Origin of the sequence: Furfurilactobacillus milii, from assembly GCF_009863985.1 — a bacterium.
GTDB lineage: Bacteria > Bacillota > Bacilli > Lactobacillales > Lactobacillaceae > Furfurilactobacillus > Furfurilactobacillus milii_A.
Genome location: NZ_WEZT01000002.1, coordinates 1 through 19,009, shown reverse-complemented (window position 1 = coordinate 19,009; position 19,009 = coordinate 1). Strand labels below are relative to the sequence as shown.

The window sequence follows — 19,009 nt, the reverse complement described above, 5'->3', positions numbered from 1 at the left end:
TGAGAGTGTGCGACATGTAAAGACTCAATGAGTCTTATTTTGGTGGAGCGCATAAGTCTCCGCGATGTTTTTATTTTAACTGAAAGAAGGCGATAAGTCCATGTAATCCTCCGTTATGCCTGCCCGCAAAACGAAAGGAAAATAAACATGGCAAGTTATGTTAAAAAATATGGCAACTGGCAAGCACGGTTCTCTTATGATTACCATGGCACCAGAAAATTTAAGAGTAGGAATGGCTTCGCTACGAAGGCTGAGGCACAAGCGTGGGTGCGTAAAACGCTCACAGAGTCACCAACGCCTAAAGCATTGTTTAACGCTAGCCAGTCGCTCTACACATACTACATGAATTGGTACGAAGTGTTTGAAGAACCTAAGATTGCATTGGGAACCAAGGGATGGTATAAAAATACCGCTAGAATTATAAAATTAGTATTTGGCAATCAGCCAATGATGAGCATCACACGAACACAATATCAAAAGTTTCTAAACGATTTTGGAAAGACGCATTCAAAGAATTCATCAATATCTGTTCACAGTAAAATCAAAATGGCCGTTAACTCAGCTATGGACGATGGTGTACTAACGAAGGACTTCACAGCACACACTCATGTAACTGGTTATAAAGGCAAAGACGCCTCAGAAAAGTATATTGACGCTGCCAATATGTGGCGACTAATCGAATACTGTGAACGCTCGATTGATGAAGATCATGTTATTGAGATGATGATTATAACCTCTCTGTTCACTGGGTTTCGACTAGCTGAAACGGCAGGTCTCCAATGGACAAACCTTGATGAAATTAATCACACATTATCAGTTGAAAACGCATTTGATTGGACGACTGGCGGTTTTAAGCCAACAAAAAACGCACAATCTGTGCGTACTGTTAAGGTCAGCTCTGAATTGATTGATGTGCTTCATACACTACGAAAGCGGCAACACTTAATCGACAATAGTAAAGGGCTAATATTTGCAACTAATAATCTGGTGAAGGTTCCCTATTCCAATACAGTGAACACCCGCTTAAAAGAAATACTGACAGAACTAAATATAACACCAGTGATCACCTTCCACGGATTACGGCACACACATGCTAGCTATTTGATTTCTCAAGGCGTTAGCATCTACGCAATCAGTGAAAGATTAGGCCATGCAAATTATACAACCACACTGAATGTTTATTCACACGTTCAGCGAGAATTTAAAGCCAAAGAATCTGAAAAAGAGGTTCTCGCTTTTGAAAATGGTGCACGGAATGTGCACAGTTTGGAAAACAAGGCTTATAAACGCCTTTAAATCAGCATTCCTGACAAAAATTAAATGCCCAATTATAGCATATTACCACTTTGTCCGTCAGCAGTTGATCGGTCAAAATCCGCGGAGAAATAGGAATTTGCAAACATTTTTAGGTTTTCGTTAATTTCCATCTCAGACACAAAAATTGTTATACGCAAATAAGCCATCTCAAATTTTTCCTTCACGACGTCCATCAACATAGAATGTCCCCATTCACCAAAAATGTGAATGAGGACATTTTGCATTAAACAGCTTCTGTTAAATGTGAATCAATAAGTATCATGATTCAAGTCAAACCAATCAACTAATTAAATTACCTTCAAACTCTTCTTTGAAATAACGGCCTTGAGATCCGTATCAATATCAACGCGTTCAATCTCAGCGCCTAGGTTCGCCAATTTTTCATGGAAATCACAATAGCCACGATCCAAATATTTCAGGTTGGTAACCGTCGTATATCCATTTGCCACTAAGCCAGCCAGTACAAGTGCAGCTGCAGCCCGCAAGTCAGTTGCCGCCACTTCAGCACCGTTAAAGTTTGTTGGCCCCTGAAGTGCCACTGAGCGGCCTTCAATGGTAAAGTGAGCATTCATTCGACGAAGTTCATTCAAGTGATTAAAACGATTTTCAAACACAGTTTCTGTTAACGTGCTGGTTCCATCAGCCATCAATTGAAGAACTGATACTTGAGGCTGCATGTCTGTCGGGAAACCTGGATGCGGAGCAGTTTTCACATTTGCCGCCATCAACTTGTCGGGTCCAATAATACGGACACCGTTCTGTTCTTCGCGAACCTCAACGCCCATTTCCAATAACTTTGAAATTAATGGTTTATTATGTTCAGGAATGGCGTCAGCAATCAAAACGTCCCCATGCGTGATCGCAGCAGCAACCATAAATGTCCCTGCTTCAATCCGGTCCTGAACCACACTGTGTTCGCAACCATGCAAAGCAGGCACACCTTCAATGCGAATCGACTCAGTACCTGCACCAAAGACTTTAGCTCCCATCTTGTTCAAAACATTAGCTAAATCAACAATTTCTGGTTCACGCGCCACATTTTCAATAGTGGTCGTCCCTTCAGCTAGGGTTGCGGCCATCATGATATTTTCGGTTGCACCGACACTCGGAAAGTCCAAATAAATGTTAGCGCCGACCAACTTATCCGCACTAGCTTCGATATAACCATCATGCTGTTCAATTTTAGCACCGAGCGCTTCAAAGCCCTTTAAATGCAAATCAATTGGACGACTGCCGATTGCACAGCCACCTGGCATCGCTACACGAGCACGACCGACTCTTGCTAACAAGGGACCCATGACAACAATTGAAGCACGCATTTTCGAAACGTACTCAAATGGTGTTTCAAAACCAACCTTCTTGCTGGCATTAAAGGTAACAGACTTAACCCGCCGGTCAAAATCGACACTGACATTGAGAAAACTTAGCACCTTATTCATCATAAACACGTCGGACAGGGCGGGAACGTTAGTTAAAATCAATTCACCCGTTGAGGCTAACAACGATGCAGCCTGAATTGGCAACACAGCATTTTTAGCGCCCTCGATATGTACGGTTCCCTTCAATGGCTGACCACCATGAACAATGATTTTTTCCATAAAGATGTTCCTCCAAACTCAATTTCCTAGTGCAACAGTTTTAATTGTTAATAACAACAAGCTTCAATCATGGCTTAAATCCAATGATCGACTGAAATAAGTCAATAAAAAAGGAGCTACAAGTATATCCAATGACGATTGCCAGTAAAACTAAAATAGCCTGTGCCTGGCGTGGATACAATGGCATGATTTTGACAAGTGGTAACGGTTTGATTGCCCATAGTGCAAACCAAATAAAGGCCAATTGAAACACAATTTTAATTACCACAGAAAAACCATATATAGCCATCTTGCACCTCTTTGATTGATACAACCAATTCTATCATACTCGTTAAATGAGTTCCTTAAAAAAACACCGTAAAAAAGAGACTTACTAAAAACTTAGTAAGCCTCTTGAGTGACACATTTAATTGTCTTTATCGATTACGTTCATGTGATGCAACATTGATTCGATTGATTGCCCTACGCAATGCAACTTCTGCGCGGCGCAATTTATTCGCATCATGTTCTTGTTGGGCATGCTCAATCGCTTCTTGTGCTCGTTTACGTGCATTCTCGGCACGTGTAACGTCAATCGCATCTTGTTGCTCAGCTGAGTCAGCAACGATGGTTGCAACGTTATTCGAGAACTCAACAAAACCACCATTTACGGCAATTTCATCTTCAGCATCTTGATCACCCTTCACTCTGATTTCGTCAATCTCCAAAGCGGCAATTAATGGCACGTGATTAGGTAAAATCCCAATTTCTCCGTTTGTTGTTTTAGCAACAAACATGGATGCATGGTCATTATCGTAAGACGTTCCATCAGGCGTCACAATCGTAACAGTTAAATGAGGTTCAGCCATTGGTCACGCCTCCTTTAATTATTACCCTGCAATTGCTTTGCCTTTGCCACAGCCTGATCCACAGTTCCGACAAGACGGAATGCTTCTTCAGGAAGATCGTCATACTTACCGTCCAAAATTTCTTTAAAGTCTTCCACCGTATCTTCAACAGAAACGTATTGACCATCAATCCCAGTAAACTGAGATGCAACGGAGAATGGTTGACTTAAGAAGTTTTGAATCCGACGAGCACGGGCAACAATTGTTTGTTCTTCGTCAGACAATTCATCCATCCCTAAAATAGAGATGATGTCTTGCAACTCATGGTAGCGTTGCAAGATTTGCTGAACGCGGGTTGCAACATCATAGTGATCCTGACCAACAATTTCTGGTGTCAACGCTGAAGACGTCGATTCCAATGGGTCCACGGCTGGGTAGATCCCTTGTTGAGTCAGATAACGTTCCAAGTTAGTCGTCGCATCCAAGTGCGCAAAGGTCGTAGCAGGGGCCGGATCCGTGTAGTCATCGGCTGGCACATAAACGGCTTGGATCGAAGTAATGGAACCCTTTTGGGTAGATGTAATCCGTTCTTGCAATTGTCCCATTTCAGTTGCTAACGTTGGCTGATAACCAACGGCTGAAGGAATCCGCCCAAGAAGAGCAGAGACTTCAGAACCAGCTTGGGTAAACCGGAAGATGTTGTCAATAAATAACAACACATCCTGGCCTTTAACATCACGGAAGTATTCCGCAATCGTCAAACCAGTTAAAGCAACACGCATACGGGCACCAGGTGGTTCATTCATCTGACCATAAACCATGGCCGTCTGTTTAAGAACACCTGATCCTTTCATTTCAAAGTACATGTCGTTACCTTCACGGGTACGTTCACCAACACCAGTGAACACTGAAATCCCGTTGTGGCCTTGCGCAATGTTGTGAATTAATTCTTGAATCAGAACTGTTTTACCAACACCGGCACCACCGAAGAGCCCGACTTTACCACCACGAACATATGGTGCAAGTAAATCAATAACTTTGATCCCTGTTTCAAGGATCTCAGTACTAGTTGTCAATTGGTCATATGCTGGCGCTTCCCGATGAATCGGGTTACGTTGAGCATCAGGACCGAAGTCCTCACCGCCGTCGATGGGTTCCCCAAGGACATTAAATACCCGGCCCAATGTGTCTTCACCAACAGGAACAGAAATAGAACCACCAGTGTCCTCAACTTCCATCCCACGTTGCAAGCCGTCTGTTCCATCCATCGCGATTGTCCGGACAACTCCGTCACCTAATTCCAAGGTAACTTCGACCGTCAAATCCTTTTGGTTGGGACGCTTAACTAAGAGCGCATTGTTAATGGCAGGTAATGTGCCGTCCAGAGGGAATTCAACGTCAACGACTGGGCCGATAACTTGAACAATCTTACCAGAACTCATGTACGTTTCTTCCTTCCGCTTGTTTTTCAACCATAAACTTTCCTTATGGATGCTTCCAATTACTCTAAGGCAGCTTGACCACCGGTAATTTCAGTGATTTCAGTCGTAATCGCACTCTGACGAGCACGGTTATACTGTAAACTCAAGCTGTCAATGAGGTCATGGGCATTGTCAGAAGCAGTCTGCATTGCAGTTGCACTAGAGGCATGCTCTGACGTTTTACCATCGAGAATCGCACCATAAACTAAGCTTTCAGCATACTGTGGCAATACAACTTGTAAAATCTCCTCAGCAGAAGGTTCCAATTCATATTCCGGTGTAATACTGATCGGCGCAGTCTTAGGTTGAACAACTTCATCACCATCAGGTTTCGTATCTTCAATCGTGTCACCAGTAATTGGTAACATGCGTGTCGAACGAAAACGTGACGTTAGTCGATTAACAAAATGACTGTAACAAACGTACAGTTCATCGAAAACTTCGTTATTGTACATAGCTGTCACAGTTTTAACGATTTCCCGAACTTCAACAAAGGTCGGCACATCGCTAACACCACGGTATTCATAAGCAACATTCATGCCGCGTTTCTTAAAGAAATCGGCACCCATGCCACCGACAGCCATAATGACATAATCATCAGGCGTCTTGCCATGTTCATTAATAAAGTCATTAGTCGACTTGATAATGTTGCTATTGTAACTTCCTACCAGTCCACGGTCAGAGGTAACGACCAACAATCCCGTTTTCTTAACAGGACGTTGTGTCATTAAACCACTAACAGGTACATCATCGTTTTTACTGGTCGAGCTCATGTCAACGTTGCCCGAATCCAATAAATGTGATGCAGCAAGGTGAGTCACAACACTTTCAACCTTTGATGCATAAACTTGATAACCACTCGTATGACGTTGAATTTGACTCAGTTTTGACGTTGAAACCATTTGCATGGCCGTCGTAATCTGAGACGTCTTTTGCGTCGAACTAATGCGGCGTTTAACTTCGTTCAATGCTGCAGGCATTTGCTCACCTTCCTTTCAACCTACTTTGTACCGTCAGTGGCGGCAGCTTTCGTTGGTTGGAAAGAATCAGCAAATGCTGAAATTGCAGCCTTCATGTCGTCATCAGCGGGCAAGTTACCAGTCGTCTTAATGGTGTCCAACAGGTCTGCATGGTTAGCGTCAAAATTATCGAACAATTCACTCTGGAACCGTGCAATATCAGCCACGTCAACCTTGTCCAAGTATCCTTGAGTCAAGGCGTACAGAATCACAACTTGTTTTTCAACAGGAAGTGGTTGATGTAGTGGTTGTTTCAACACTTCAATCGTCCGTTGACCACGGTTCAAGCGGTCTTGGGTCGCTTGATCCAAATCAGAACCAAACTGTGCGAATGATGCCAGTTCAGCGTATGAAGATAGGTCCAAACGCAATGTCCCAGCAACTTTCTTCATGGCCTTAACCTGCGCGTCACCACCAACACGAGAAACAGAAGTCCCGGCATCGATAGCCGGACGAACACCTGAATAGAACGAATCTGAATTCAGGAAGATTTGCCCATCAGTAATGGAAATAACGTTAGTTGGAATATAAGCCGAAACATCTCCGGCTTGGGTTTCAATGATTGGCAAAGCAGTCATTGAGCCACCGCCCATTTCGTCACTTAACTTCGCAGCACGTTCAAGTAACCGTGAGTGAGTGTAGAAAATATCCCCAGGATAAGCTTCACGACCTGGTGGCCGACGAAGAATCAAGGAAAGTTCACGATAGGCAACGGCTTGCTTAGATAAGTCATCATAGATGATTAACACATGCTTGCCATTGTACATAAACTCTTCACCCATTGCCGCGCCGGCATATGGAGCCAGGTACAACATTGGTGCTGGCTCAGAAGGACCAGCTGAAACGACAATCGTGTAATCCATGGCGCCTAATTGACGTAAAGTTTCAACCTGTGCACGCACAGTTGATTCCTTTTGACCAATAGCAACGTAGACACAGATCATGTCCTGATCTTTTTGGTTAACAATTGTATCAATAGCTAATGATGTCTTACCAGTTTTCCGGTCACCAATGATCAACTCACGCTGACCTCGACCAATCGGTACCAAGGCATCAATCGCTTTGATCCCAGTCTGTAATGGTTCACTAACGGACTTCCGTTGCATAACACCCGGGGCCTTAAATTCAACGGGACGCGTGTGATCTGTTTTCATCTCACCCTTGCCGTCGATAGGTTGACCCAATGAGTTAACAACACGGCCAATAAGGGCATCACCTACTGGTACTTCCATAATCCGGCCAGTCCGTTTAACGGACGAACCTTCTTGGATACCATCGTAAGCACCCAAAACAACGATTCCGACATCATCGGATTCAAGGTTTTGGACCATCCCATACACGCCGTTATCGAATTCAAGTAATTCGCCAGCTAATGCATTATCCAGACCATGAGCACGAGCAACCCCGTCACCAACGTAGGTTACTGTTCCCGTTTCTTCAACGGTTAGCTCTTCTTGATAGTTCTCAAGTTGTTGCTTAATCAGAGCGCTGATTTCTTCAGCTTTGATGCTCATGCGGAATTCACCTCTTTGTTTAAAAATTTATCGCGTCAAACTTTGACGGATATGCGCCAGACGGGTACGAATCGAACCATCAATCACAGTGTTATTACTGTTGACGATAACGCCACCAATAATATCCGGATTAACGATTTGATTAACGTGTACAGTTTTAGCACCGACCCGCTTAGCAATGCTGTCTGCCAACCGTTGTTTTTGAGTCTCATCGAGACTTACAGCAGTAGTTACATCAGCATAAACTGTTTGGTTTTGTTCATCATAGAGCCGTTTGAACTCATCAATGATTGCGACCGTATCATCCAACCGGCCGTAGTCGAAAAGCATTTGTAAAAAGTTATGAACTAGTGGACTAGTTGAGCTTAACAAAGGCTTCAAGAGGGCTTCTTTCTCGGGGTTCTGTAAACCAGCACCTGTCAAAACCGTTCCCAAATTAGGCACGGATTGAAAAACGCCTTGGACTTGGATGAGCTCATCATAAACCGGTTCCAGTTGCTGCTTTTCGTTTGCCGCGTCAAACATAGCACGACCATAACGACGAGCAACTTGCGATTTAGCGAGTTTGGTCATCTTTTCCCAACCCTTCGATATAAGAATCAATCAATGCCTTTTGATCGTCGGCATTTAATTGCTTGTGAATGATCTTGGAAGCAATCTCAATAGACAAATCAGCCACGTCTTTACGTGCGCTTACAAGAGCGTCTTGACGTTGTTGTTCAATATCAGAAGTTGCGTTCTCGCGTAACTTCTGGGCATCTGATTGTGCTTGGTTAATAATCTTGTCACGTTGTTGATTACCCGCATCCTTAGCGTCAGCAACAATTGTTGAGGCTTCTTGATGTGAGTTGGCAAGTGCATCACGACGTTGACTTGCTAAACTTTCTGCATCAGAGCGTGACTTTTCAGCAGAATCAATGTCGTTAGCAATTTTCGTGGCCCGGTCATTCATCATTTTCGTAACGGGTTTCCAAGCAAACACCTTAACTAACCACATTAACAATACAAATGCGACCATATAAAACAGCATATCGCCGTAATCAAAACCCTTTTCAGCCGCTAAAACTAATGGTGAAAACATCTATTGGCACCTCCCTTGTCAGAATTAGTACTTCTTTAGTCTTGAAACTACTTGTTCATAACTAAGAAGGCGATAACGATAGAAATGATTGGCATAGCTTCAATTAAACCAACACCAATGAACATCGTTCCACGAAGTTGACCGGATAATTCTGGCTGACGTGCCATACCATCCAAGGTCTTAGAAATAACCATCCCGTCGCCGACACCGGCACCGATAGCTGCCGCACCAGCGGCAATTCCAGCAGCAATTGCTCCCATAATATTGAATCCTCCTAAGAAATTTTTATTCCTCTACCGTAACTTTCCGAGAAATATATACTGTGCTTAAGGTTACAAAAACATAGGCTTGGATTGCCCCGATAAATACCGAGAATCCCTGCCAAACAATCTCAAGTGGTAACGCTACAATAATCGTTGGAAGACCGTGTGAGAAGGCCATTCCGCCAATCAGTTTCAACAACGTCTCACCAGCGAAGATGTTACCGTAAAGCCGCAAAGCCAACGTTAACAAGTTCGTGAATTCTTCGACGAGGTTAATTGGTAGTAATGCTGCAAATGGTTTGAGATAAGAATTTGAAATATAACCACCAAAACCGAACTTAACCACACCCAAGTAGTGAGCCAACGCTAGTGTAACCATAGCCATCGTTAGCGTCACAACTGGATTAGCAGTTGGACTACGAACATAATCAACGCCGTTCACAGAAACCTGTAGGAACAAACCTAACTGGTTAGCGAAGAAAACGAAAAGAAACGCTGTAAACGCAAATAATCCAAGCTGACCGCCATCACGTCCAGGTAATTGACCACGAACAATACCGTTGGTGAAATCAATTATCCACTCCAAAATATTTTGGCCACCGGTTGGCTTCATCGTAATTCTTCTCGATAAGAAGAAAACGACAAAAAACACGATGGCAAACGCAATTGTAATCGAGATAATGTTGGCGGTGTTAAAAGTCAGCCCCAAAAATTGGAAGGAATCCACTAAATATCACCTCTTTCCGTAACCTTAGTTGTGTTGCAATATTGTGAACCAGCTCGTTACAGTTATGTAAAAATAGCCATAAAATTCGAGCCCCTGCTGTTCAAAATACAGAAATATGATACCACCATTGAAAATCAATCGCAAAAGAATTTCGCATTCTCTAATGTCTGATTATTCTTACTCCGACAAAGTTTTTAGCGTTTTGCAACCGTTCTCAACAACTTCGAGAAAATTATTTACATTATTCTCCTTTCATTAACAATTTTTATTAATGAACACTTTTCTGATTGTGAAAGAATTATAAAGACAGCACAATTGGAAAGTGACCTTATTGTAGTTCAGTCACTGTGGATTAGTATCTAAATCTTTTCTAGTTTGATTATTTGATTACCGAACACGTTGTCAGCTGTACACCAAGGGCGAGCAAATAAAAAAACTCCCTGATAACTGATCATCAGGAAGCTTTAGGTTTCTCACTAAATATTGAAATCAGAAAACAAATAATTACTTTGTGCCAAACAAACGGTCACCGGCATCCCCTAAACCAGGCATGATATAACCATCTTCATTGAGCTTTTCATCCAATGCAGCCGTGTAAATTTCAACTTCTGGATGAGCTTTTTGTAAAGCTTTTACACCTTCTGGGGCTGCTACTAAACACATAAATTTAAAGCTGTGCGCACCTCGTTGTTTAAGTGCATCAATGGCCATAATTGCTGAGCCACCAGTAGCTAACATTGGGTCAACAACAAAAATCTGACGTTGATCAATGTCAGCTGGCATTTTGACAAAATACTCAACGGGCTGCAATGATTCTTCGTCACGATACATCCCAATATGACCAACCTTAGCAGCAGGGATCAAGTTCAAAAATCCGTCGACCATTCCTAAACCTGCACGTAAAATTGGCACAATAGCGACCTTTTTACCAGCCAACTGCTTCTTTACTGTCTTTTCGATTGGCGTTGTTACTTCGACATCTTCCAACGGCATATCGCGTGAAACCTCATAAGCCATAAGTGTTGAAATTTCGTTCACAACTTCACGGAAGACCTTCGTGCCTGTATCCCGGTTACGAATTATCGTTAATTTATGTTGAATCAACGGGTGATCAAGAACCTCAAACTTCCCCATCGGATGCCACACTCCCTTTTATTTTCTGAACCTAATTCTAGTCGATTTTAGCTCTGAACGCGAGCGTAGTTCTTGATTAATTCACATTAATTGGATGCGCATCTGTTAGTTGACGCACCTTAACTGCTACATTACGGGCCACAGTGGCATCTTCGGGATGGTGAATGATTGATAGAATCAATTCTGCAACCTGTTTGCTCTCTGTCTCACCAAAGCCACGAGTAGTAATCGCCGGCGTGCCTAAACGTAATCCAGAAGTAACACGTGGACCAGCGGGATCGTTAGGAATCGCTTCCTTATTCGTCGTGATATCGACAGCATCAAGTAAATCCTGTAAGGCTGCCCCAGTTAATGACGTACCGGTCAGATCTAGTGTCATTAAGTGATTATCCGTACCGCCGGTCAAAATTTTAACCTGATCATCCGCATTGAATACGCTAGCCATCGCTTGTGCATTCTTAATGACCTGTTCGCCGTAAACCTTAAAAGCAGGTTGCAAGTCTTCACCCAGCGCAGCTGCTTTACCAGCAATAACGTGTTCCAAAGGACCACCCTGAGTGCCCGGGAAGACAGCTGAATTTAACTTTTTCGCGTATTCAGCCTTAGCCAAAATCAGTCCACCACGTGGCCCACGAAGTGTTTTGTGAGTGGTTGTCGTGACAACATCTGCATATGGTACTGGACTTGGATGTAACCCAGTTGCCACTAACCCAGCGATGTGAGCCATATCAACCATAAGCTTGGCACCAACTGCATCTGCAATTTCACGAAACTTCTTAAAGTCAATGATACGGCTGTAAGCAGAAGCGCCCGCAACGATTAATTTGGGATGAACTTCCTGAGCCTGTTTTAAAATGGCGTCATAATCCAACCGTTGGCTCTCTGGATCGACATGGTAGCCATAGAAAGTATATGTTTTGCCGCTGAAGTTAACTTTAGAGCCATGAGTTAAGTGACCGCCATCATCCAGTGCCATCCCCATCACAACGTCCCCTGGCTTAATGAGAGCCATGTAAGCCGCCATGTTTGCCTGCGAACCAGAATGCGGTTGCACATTAGCGTATTCAGCACCAAAGAGTTGTTTGGCACGGTCAATTGCAAGTTGTTCCACAACATCAATATATTCACAGCCACCGTAGTAACGGTGACCTGGGTAACCTTCAGCGTACTTGTTGGTTAAAACGGAGCCTTGTGCGGCCCGAACGGCATCTGAAACAATGTTTTCAGACGCGATCAACTCAATGGTATGCTGCTGACGGTTCCCCTCGTTGGCGATTGCTTGCCATAATTCTGGATCTGTGTCTTGATAACTCATCGGCAATTCCTCCTTGACAGGTTCAGTAACCCTACGTGATCTGATTGTATTTAATTATTCAAACCATATCTTCATTTTACGCTAATCGGAAATTATCACGCAATCAGATTTGTGACGTCGTGAAGAAAACATTACCAGCAGACTTTTTTAAACGGTTCATGTATGCCAGCCCAAGTCCGTTGGCCGGGAAACCCTCGGCCAGGATATCTTTGATTTCACCTTCATCGTCAAAATGGCGCAATCCCGCAAATAGCAAATGACTAGCGGTCGTCACATTTTGTCCAAGTTCAAATACTTCTACGTTCGTTGGCAATTGCAATCCCGCCAAACGTTCTTTGGTCGCCATCAACCCTATTTGGACAGGCTGCTGACCAGCCCAGTCTAATGCGGACTGCCAGTCACCATCGTTAACGATGTAAACCTGGGCGGCCGGTGCGTAGTGTTTGTACTTCATTCCAGGCGCTTTCGGTGTTTCTTTAGCACCAACTTTGTGGACTTCTGTCGCAACAGTTTGCTTAATTACCGCTTCGATTTGTTCAGGTGTGACTGCTCCTGGCCGCAAAATGGCCGGTTGATCGGTTGACATGTCTAATACCGTTGATTCAACGCCAACCTTGGTTGGACCATCGTCAACGACACCCGCAATCTTGCCGTTCAAATCATGTAACACGTGATCGGCCGTGGTCGGGCTTGGCTTACCAGACGTGTTGGCAGATGGACCTACCATTGGCCGTCCTAAAGCTTTAATTAACGCCAATGTCGTCTTGTTAGCTGGAAAACGAAATGCTGCTGTGTCCAAACCACCCGTGACGGCCTTGGACAATACATTTGGCTTCAATTTAAAAATCATTGTCAACGAACCTGGCCAAAAAGCCGCCATTAATTTTTTAGCGACCTCCGATAGTGGTTCTGTTAATGCGGTCACCGTTTCAACGTCGGCTACATGAACGATCAACGGATTGTCACTTGGCCGCCCCTTTGCTTGATACACTTGCTTAACTGCTGTTTCATTTGTCGCATCGGCCCCCAACCCATAAACAGTCTCGGTTGGAAATGCAACCAACTGCCCATCTCGTAATGCCGCGGCAGCAGCTTCAATTTCATGGTTTGAAAAACGCTTCGTTTCCATGCCCTTACATCCTCCTGTTCTAAAGTTCGCGTTCACCGTTGAACACGAATCATTCGATCATGACCGGTAATATCTTGTCGCAATGTCACTTGTGCTTCAGGTAAAGCCGTCTCAAACAAATGTTTGACCGACTTGCCTTGGGCAAAGCCAATCTCGAAGTACGCGACGCCTTGGTCTGTTAAGTGATCGGCCAGTTGTTGTGCAATCCGTTCGTAAATTGCTAAACCTTGGTGATCCGCAAATAACGCTTGATGGGGTTCATAATCTAATACATTTTGATCCATCAAAGGTCGCTCAGCCTCACTAATATATGGTGGGTTGCTAACAATCAGGTCAAACACTTTATCTTCCACAGGTTGAAACAAATCACCAACCTGCCAACCGACGCTTGCTCGCAGTGATTGTGCGTTTCGCTTGGCAACCTGAATGGCAGAATCGCTGATGTCTGTGCCTATTACCTGCCAGTGCGGCCGTGCTAATGCCATGCTGATGGCTAATGCGCCGCTACCCGTGCCAATATCCAAGACGCTTTTAGCGACATCATCATGATCAGTCAGCACCCAATCAACAAGTTCCTCAGTTTCCTGCCGGGGAATCAATACAGCAGGTGTCACCATAAATGAGTGTCCGTAAAACTGAGCCTTGCCGATCACATATTGAGCAGGCTCTCCCTTTGCAATCCGTTGGACGGCCTGCTGATAGGCTTCCCATTGAGCTGCTGTCAGCGCATCTCTTAAACGCATCAATAACTGGGTTCGCGACCAATCAAACAAATCCATCATAATACTGGCCGATAAGTTGGGGTCATTATTTTTTAACTGTTGGTCAAAACAAGAAGAAGCCCACTGCTGGGCTTCTAAAATAGTTGGCTTATCCACGATTTAACTCATCCATCTTTTCAGCCTGTTCATTTAAAAGCAAGGCATCAATAATTTCGTCTAACTCACCGTTCATCACGCGATCCAACTTGTTCAAGGTCAAATTGATTCGGTGATCCGTAACCCGGTTTTGAGGAAAGTTGTACGTCCGGATTCGTTCCGAACGGTCCCCAGTCCCCACTGCGCTCTTACGTTGCTCGTCGTATTCGCTCTGTTCACGGGAAGCGTAGTAATCGTACACACGCTGTTTCAGAATTTCCATCGCCTTGACACGGTTTTGCTGCTGCGACCGTTGATCCTGCATTGACACAACTACACCGGTCGGAATATGCGTCATCCGGACGGCTGAACTTGTTTTGTTAATGTGCTGACCACCGGCACCGGATGAACGGAACACATCAGTCCGGATGTCCTTTGGGTCTAAGTCGATATCAACATCTTCGTACTCTGGCATCACACCAACAGTCGCGGTACTGGTATGCACACGACCAGCAGATTCTGTCACCGGAACCCGTTGAACCCGATGTGCACCATTTTCAAACTTCAGTTTGGAATAGACCTTATCGCCCGTAATCATCAGGACAATTTCTTTAAAGCCACCCACTTCAGTTGCATTTTCGTCGATGACTTCTACTTGCCAGCCTTGCTTTTCAGCATAACGAGAATACATATTGAATAAGTCCGCGGCAAATAAGCTGGCTTCATCACCACCGGCAGCTCCATGAATTTCCATGATGATGTTCTTGTCATCATTTGGATCCTTAGGTAGCATCAAAACAGTAATTTCCTGTTCCAACTGGGCTTTTTCATCTTCCAACTCTTTTAGTTCTTCCTTAGTCAGCTCTTCCATGTCAGGATCAAGCTTTTCATGAAGTAAATCATTATCATCGCTGATTTCATCCATCACTTTGCGATAACGACGGTACTTTTCGACCGTTTCACGAATGCTCCCCTCTTCTTTGGACAGCTTCATAAAGCGATCTGAATCTGCAATGACCTCAGGGTCGCTCATGAGTTCATTAAGTTCCTCATAGCGGTCCGACACGGCCTGCAGTTTATTAAACATTTCATCCATAACTTCTGTCTCCTACTTCGCTCGTTCTGTCAGTTTACTTCTGTAAAGGCGGGTTAAAATAATGCTCACGGCACACTGGATAATAACTTTCATTTCCACCAATCTGGACCTGTTCACCCTCATAAACGGGTTTATTATCGTGAAAACGGAGATTCATGATTGCCTTTTTGGCACAGAACCAACAAATCGTTTTCATTTCTTCAATCTTGTCAGCGTAAAGTAATAGGTATTTTGATCCCTCGAACAATTCGTTGCGAAAATCATTTTTCAGTCCAAACGTCATCACCGGAATGTGCAGTTCATCCACAACCTTAGTTAACTCCAAGATGTGATGTTTTTGTAAAAATTGAGCTTCATCAACCAGCACGCAAGACGCTTCCGGATCAATTTCATTAACGGCCTCGAAGACGTTAGTATCTGCTTTAATGGTGTGAGCTGGACGCTTCAAACCAATTCGGCTCGAAACGTAACCTTCACCATCACGAGTATCCACGGCACTTGTCATAATAATAACGGACTTGCCTTGTTCCTCGTAATTGTGCGCAACTTTTAAGATTTCAATCGTCTTACCTGAGTTCATTGCCCCGAACCGGAAAAATAACTGTGCCATGCGATGCCTTCCTCTGTCAAAAATTTTATCGCTTTCCATTATACCGAATGGACCAATACTTGAACAGCACGACGGCCAAACATGTTTGAACTTGCTTTCTCTGATCGACAGTTAAGTAGTTAGTGAATTCATTAAAACTGAGCATCGGGCAGTGGGTTTTAGACGAGATGTGCTAAACTGGCTAAAGTTAATTACAGATTAAAGGAGCTTTTCATGTCATTACGAAGCGGGGTTGCCACAGCAGTTGGCAAGACATCATACTGGTTTTTACACACATTTATGCACGGTGGTTCATCATTACCTGGCAAACTAGCCACCCGGATTGACCCCGAAATCTTGAAACATTTGGGTCAAAATTATGATGTCATCGTGATCACTGGAACAAACGGAAAGACACTGACGACTGCCCTAACCGTGCGTGTTTTACGCGAAAAATACAATCACGTTTTGACAAACCCCACTGGTTCAAATATGGAACAAGGTATTGTCGGCACATTTCTTCACGCCAAACGGTCACGGGGGCAACGCCCACTAGCTGTCTTGGAAGTGGATGAAGCAAACGTTATTAAAGTAACACGCTACATTAAGCCCATTGCGTTTGTGTTCACCAACATCTTCCGTGATCAAATGGATCGTTATGGTGAAATTTACACAACGTACAAAAAAATTATCGATGGCGTGCGGCTTGCACCTGAAGCGACTATCATTGCGAATGGTGACGCTCAACTCTTTAACTCAGTTGATCTGCCTAACCCCAAAATTTACTACGGCTTCAATCACCTCCCAAAAGGTGATATGAAGGCACCGACGAATACGGATGGCATCTTGTGTCCAAAGTGTCAGCACGTTTTGCACTATCATTTTATGACTTATGGTAACTTAGGCGATTACTTCTGTCCTAACTGTGGTTTCCACCGTCCAGAACTTAACTATGCGGTTACTAAATTAGGTGCCATGACACCAACTGCATCAACGTTTGATTTGGATGGCGAATCATTTAGGATTGGCATCGGTGGTTTATACAATATCTATAACGCGCTCGCCGCGTACGCCGTTGGTCGCTTTCTCAATGTAGAACCTGCTCAAATTCGCCAAGCTTTCACCAGTGATGAACGTGTCTTTGGCCGCCAAGAGGTCGTCCACGTCGGCGATAAAGACGTCACCTTGATTTTGATTAAGAATCCCGTTGGTGTGAATCAGGTTATCGACATGATTTTAACAGAACCTGAGAACTTCTCATTCGTCGGCTTACTCAATGCCAATTATGCTGACGGTATTGATACTAGTTGGATCTGGGATGGTGAATTTGAAAAGCTTGGTGCTGCTGGTACTGGCGAGAATCCCAAAATAAAAGCATTTTTGACCGGTGGCGAACGCTATAAAGACATTACGTTCCGACTCAAGGTGGCAGGTATCGATCAACCGATGATTGAACCTGACTTAACTAAGGTCACTGCCAAGATCAAGGAACTGCCAACCAAAAAAGTGTATGTACTGGCAACCTATACGGCCGTGCTACAATTACGTAAACAATTAGCCAGTGAAGGTTTGATAAAGGAAGGAATGGGTGCTTAATGGCTAACTATCATTTAACAATCGCCCATCTTTACGGCGATCTGATGAATACCTATGGTGACGTCGGTAATATTTTAGCAATGCAGTATTACGCCAAAAAAATGGACGCTGATGTAACGACAAAATTGGTCAGTCTCGGTGATCCATTTGATCCTAATGATTTTGATATTGTTTTCTTCGGCGGTGGACAGGATTTCGAGCAAACCATCGTGGCTAAAGACCTACCAACAAAGGCGGCAGCTATTACCGACTTTATCGAAGACGGCGGCCCTACCCTAGCTATCTGTGGCGGCTTTCAACTACTGGGTCAATATTATATTGGCGCGGATGGTGAGCGCATTACTGGAACCAAGTCTATGACCCACTACACGAAGAATCAGCATGACCATCGTTTTATCGGTGATACGATTATCAAAGATGAACAAACCGGCGAAGTCTATCACGGTTTTGAAAATCATCAAGGAATGACATTTCTCGGTAAGGATGAGGCGCCACTAGGAGTTGTTTCCGAAGGTGCTGGTAACAACGGTGCGGATGGCACTGAAGGCGTCCACTACAAAAATGTCTATGGCACCTACTTCCACGGTCCCATCCTGACCCGGAATGGTGACATTGCCAAGCATCTGCTAGTCGCCGCATTAAAGCGCAAGTATCCAGACCAAGATTTTAGCGAACAGGAAAACATGGTCATTCCAGCAACGTTCTAACATTTGCTAGAATCCAAATAACTAAAAAAAACGACACAGCGTGAAAAGATCACGTTGTGTCGTTTTTGCGTCACGCTAGAGCCAAGATTCAAAGTAAGCACTTTGACAACTATCTATGCTCGCGCATGTGGTGCAGCCAACTGTGGCCGTTCGCCATTTCGAGCCTGAACCCAGTCATCGTTGTCCCACTCTTCTGTAGCACGGCGACCACCAAAGTAATCCCATTCGGAATTACGCTCAACTTCAACAATCTTGTTGCCACCAGCAACTGTTACCCAATTATACGACCCATTCTCATGAGCAAATTTGACCCACAAAACTGGGAACTGGTGCTCCTCACCATTAGCGTCCACATAGGACCGTTGTTGATTTTCCACAACCAGCAAGGACAGACCGCGCGCAAAATCTGGATCTGTGTCGGTCCAAACATCTTCGGCCAACTTCTCTGCTTCCTGGGTGCCCGGCAACGGCTGATCAGGTGCCTGTGTATAGTTGTGGTAACTTTGTAAGTCCTGACCATCGTTTGCGTAGATAGTGGTTACCTGTGCACCATGTAATAAAAACGTTGGCTGCTCTTGATAGCGCTCAATTGTGATTGGTTCGCCGTTACGTTCATGCGATTCAGTTGAAATCAAAGTATAGTCGTCTGGAATCCATAAGTAAGGTAGATTGCAAATTTAATCCGAATTTTTGGACAAATTTGTCAGCATAACCTGATACGGTGTTTGCCAGTCGAGTATTTTAAGCGGTCGCTGGTTA

20 protein-coding genes are annotated in these 19,009 nt (G+C 44.1%); 3 read left to right on the top strand and 17 right to left on the bottom strand.

The annotated features are described in order from the left end of the window. Positions 1 to 147: 147 nt before the first annotated feature. Positions 148 to 1,296 (top strand): site-specific integrase, encoded by a 1,149-nt coding sequence (locus GB992_RS00645; RefSeq protein ID WP_161000788.1) that lies wholly within the window; start codon positions 148 to 150, stop codon positions 1,294 to 1,296. Between the two features lie 308 nt (positions 1,297 to 1,604). Here GB992_RS00645 and murA read toward each other — a convergent pair whose 3' ends face one another. From murA to GB992_RS00565, 16 genes are all read right to left on the bottom strand, one after another. Then, positions 1,605 to 2,915, bottom strand: a complete 1,311-nt coding sequence (murA, locus tag GB992_RS00640; RefSeq protein WP_161000787.1) for a UDP-N-acetylglucosamine 1-carboxyvinyltransferase — start codon at positions 2,913 to 2,915, stop codon at positions 1,605 to 1,607. Between the two features lie 67 nt (positions 2,916 to 2,982). Next, a complete protein-coding gene (locus tag GB992_RS11980; RefSeq protein ID WP_161000786.1) occupies positions 2,983 to 3,204 on the bottom strand; it encodes a DUF1146 family protein in 222 nt (73 codons plus the stop codon). Positions 3,205 to 3,331: 127 nt separating this feature from the next. Next, positions 3,332 to 3,763: a F0F1 ATP synthase subunit epsilon gene (locus tag GB992_RS00630; RefSeq protein ID WP_161000785.1), complete on the bottom strand. Its 432-nt coding sequence runs from the start codon at positions 3,761 to 3,763 to the stop codon at positions 3,332 to 3,334. Between the two features lie 14 nt (positions 3,764 to 3,777). Then, positions 3,778 to 5,184: a F0F1 ATP synthase subunit beta gene (atpD, locus tag GB992_RS00625; RefSeq protein ID WP_017261244.1), complete on the bottom strand. Its 1,407-nt coding sequence runs from the start codon at positions 5,182 to 5,184 to the stop codon at positions 3,778 to 3,780. A 59-nt stretch (positions 5,185 to 5,243) separates the two neighbouring features. Continuing rightward, positions 5,244 to 6,203, bottom strand: a complete 960-nt coding sequence (locus tag GB992_RS00620; RefSeq protein WP_017261245.1) for a F0F1 ATP synthase subunit gamma — start codon at positions 6,201 to 6,203, stop codon at positions 5,244 to 5,246. A gap of 20 nt (positions 6,204 to 6,223) precedes the next feature. After that, entirely contained in the window at positions 6,224 to 7,756 is a 1,533-nt protein-coding gene (gene atpA, locus GB992_RS00615) for a F0F1 ATP synthase subunit alpha (RefSeq protein ID WP_161000784.1), read from the bottom strand. Between the two features lie 27 nt (positions 7,757 to 7,783). Next, entirely contained in the window at positions 7,784 to 8,329 is a 546-nt protein-coding gene (gene atpH, locus GB992_RS00610) for an ATP synthase F1 subunit delta (RefSeq protein ID WP_017261247.1), read from the bottom strand. Beyond that, the gene (atpF, locus tag GB992_RS00605; RefSeq protein ID WP_017261248.1) at positions 8,313 to 8,837 is read right to left on the bottom strand and encodes a F0F1 ATP synthase subunit B; all 525 of its coding nucleotides are present in this window, start codon (positions 8,835 to 8,837) and stop codon (positions 8,313 to 8,315) included. The genes atpH and atpF overlap by 17 nt, the downstream gene beginning before the upstream one ends. Before the next feature lie 47 nt (positions 8,838 to 8,884). Next, a complete protein-coding gene (gene atpE, locus GB992_RS00600; RefSeq protein ID WP_161000783.1) occupies positions 8,885 to 9,097 on the bottom strand; it encodes a F0F1 ATP synthase subunit C in 213 nt (70 codons plus the stop codon). 25 nt (positions 9,098 to 9,122) lie between these two features. Then, complete coding sequence (gene atpB / locus GB992_RS00595; protein ID WP_161000782.1) at positions 9,123 to 9,827, bottom strand: F0F1 ATP synthase subunit A; 705 nt, start codon at positions 9,825 to 9,827, stop codon at positions 9,123 to 9,125. A 504-nt stretch (positions 9,828 to 10,331) separates the two neighbouring features. Then, a complete protein-coding gene (gene upp / locus GB992_RS00590) occupies positions 10,332 to 10,961 on the bottom strand; it encodes a uracil phosphoribosyltransferase (protein ID WP_161000781.1) in 630 nt (209 codons plus the stop codon). Positions 10,962 to 11,037: 76 nt separating this feature from the next. Beyond that, positions 11,038 to 12,276, bottom strand: coding sequence for a serine hydroxymethyltransferase (gene glyA, locus GB992_RS00585; protein WP_161000780.1), 1,239 nt, complete (start codon positions 12,274 to 12,276; stop codon positions 11,038 to 11,040). Positions 12,277 to 12,379: 103 nt separating this feature from the next. Continuing rightward, on the bottom strand, positions 12,380 to 13,405 hold the full coding sequence (locus GB992_RS00580) for an L-threonylcarbamoyladenylate synthase (RefSeq protein WP_161000779.1): 1,026 nt from the start codon (positions 13,403 to 13,405) through the stop codon (positions 12,380 to 12,382). A gap of 32 nt (positions 13,406 to 13,437) precedes the next feature. Next, a complete protein-coding gene (prmC, locus tag GB992_RS00575) occupies positions 13,438 to 14,283 on the bottom strand; it encodes a peptide chain release factor N(5)-glutamine methyltransferase (protein ID WP_161000778.1) in 846 nt (281 codons plus the stop codon). Beyond that, complete coding sequence (prfA, locus tag GB992_RS00570) at positions 14,276 to 15,358, bottom strand: peptide chain release factor 1 (protein ID WP_017261025.1); 1,083 nt, start codon at positions 15,356 to 15,358, stop codon at positions 14,276 to 14,278. Before prfA ends, prmC begins: the two co-directional genes overlap by 8 nt. 34 nt (positions 15,359 to 15,392) lie before the next feature. Next, positions 15,393 to 15,968: a thymidine kinase gene (locus GB992_RS00565; protein ID WP_017261024.1), complete on the bottom strand. Its 576-nt coding sequence runs from the start codon at positions 15,966 to 15,968 to the stop codon at positions 15,393 to 15,395. A gap of 213 nt (positions 15,969 to 16,181) precedes the next feature. Between GB992_RS00565 and GB992_RS00560 the strand changes: the two genes are divergently transcribed. Beyond that, positions 16,182 to 17,543 (top strand): Mur ligase family protein, encoded by a 1,362-nt coding sequence (locus GB992_RS00560; RefSeq protein WP_161000777.1) that lies wholly within the window; start codon positions 16,182 to 16,184, stop codon positions 17,541 to 17,543. Next, complete coding sequence (locus GB992_RS00555; RefSeq protein WP_161000776.1) at positions 17,543 to 18,250, top strand: type 1 glutamine amidotransferase; 708 nt, start codon at positions 17,543 to 17,545, stop codon at positions 18,248 to 18,250. The genes GB992_RS00560 and GB992_RS00555 overlap by 1 nt, the downstream gene beginning before the upstream one ends. A gap of 113 nt (positions 18,251 to 18,363) precedes the next feature. Here GB992_RS00555 and GB992_RS00550 read toward each other — a convergent pair whose 3' ends face one another. After that, positions 18,364 to 18,885 (bottom strand): hypothetical protein, encoded by a 522-nt coding sequence (locus tag GB992_RS00550; protein ID WP_161000775.1) that lies wholly within the window; start codon positions 18,883 to 18,885, stop codon positions 18,364 to 18,366. Positions 18,886 to 19,009: the final 124 nt, after the last annotated feature.

Bases quoted from the DNA above. Each gene is read 5' to 3' on its own strand.
- prfA (WP_017261025.1), bottom strand. From the start codon at position 15,358: ATGGATGAAATGTTTAATAAACTGCAGGCCGTGTCGGACCGCTATGAG.
- atpE (WP_161000783.1), bottom strand. From the start codon at position 9,097: ATGGGAGCAATTGCTGCTGGAATTGCCGCTGGTGCGGCAGCTATCGGT.
- atpA (WP_161000784.1), bottom strand. From the start codon at position 7,756: ATGAGCATCAAAGCTGAAGAAATCAGCGCTCTGATTAAGCAACAACTT.
- atpH (WP_017261247.1), bottom strand. From the start codon at position 8,329: ATGACCAAACTCGCTAAATCGCAAGTTGCTCGTCGTTATGGTCGTGCT.
- murA (WP_161000787.1), bottom strand. From the start codon at position 2,915: ATGGAAAAAATCATTGTTCATGGTGGTCAGCCATTGAAGGGAACCGTA.
- GB992_RS00620 (WP_017261245.1), bottom strand. From the start codon at position 6,203: ATGCCTGCAGCATTGAACGAAGTTAAACGCCGCATTAGTTCGACGCAA.
- GB992_RS00555 (WP_161000776.1), top strand. From the start codon at position 17,543: ATGGCTAACTATCATTTAACAATCGCCCATCTTTACGGCGATCTGATG.
- atpD (WP_017261244.1), bottom strand. From the start codon at position 5,184: ATGAGTTCTGGTAAGATTGTTCAAGTTATCGGCCCAGTCGTTGACGTT.
- GB992_RS00560 (WP_161000777.1), top strand. From the start codon at position 16,182: ATGTCATTACGAAGCGGGGTTGCCACAGCAGTTGGCAAGACATCATAC.
- GB992_RS00580 (WP_161000779.1), bottom strand. From the start codon at position 13,405: ATGGAAACGAAGCGTTTTTCAAACCATGAAATTGAAGCTGCTGCCGCG.
- GB992_RS00630 (WP_161000785.1), bottom strand. From the start codon at position 3,763: ATGGCTGAACCTCATTTAACTGTTACGATTGTGACGCCTGATGGAACG.
- upp (WP_161000781.1), bottom strand. From the start codon at position 10,961: ATGGGGAAGTTTGAGGTTCTTGATCACCCGTTGATTCAACATAAATTA.
- atpF (WP_017261248.1), bottom strand. From the start codon at position 8,837: ATGTTTTCACCATTAGTTTTAGCGGCTGAAAAGGGTTTTGATTACGGC.
- GB992_RS00565 (WP_017261024.1), bottom strand. From the start codon at position 15,968: ATGGCACAGTTATTTTTCCGGTTCGGGGCAATGAACTCAGGTAAGACG.
- glyA (WP_161000780.1), bottom strand. From the start codon at position 12,276: ATGAGTTATCAAGACACAGATCCAGAATTATGGCAAGCAATCGCCAAC.
- GB992_RS00645 (WP_161000788.1), top strand. From the start codon at position 148: ATGGCAAGTTATGTTAAAAAATATGGCAACTGGCAAGCACGGTTCTCT.
- GB992_RS11980 (WP_161000786.1), bottom strand. From the start codon at position 3,204: ATGGCTATATATGGTTTTTCTGTGGTAATTAAAATTGTGTTTCAATTG.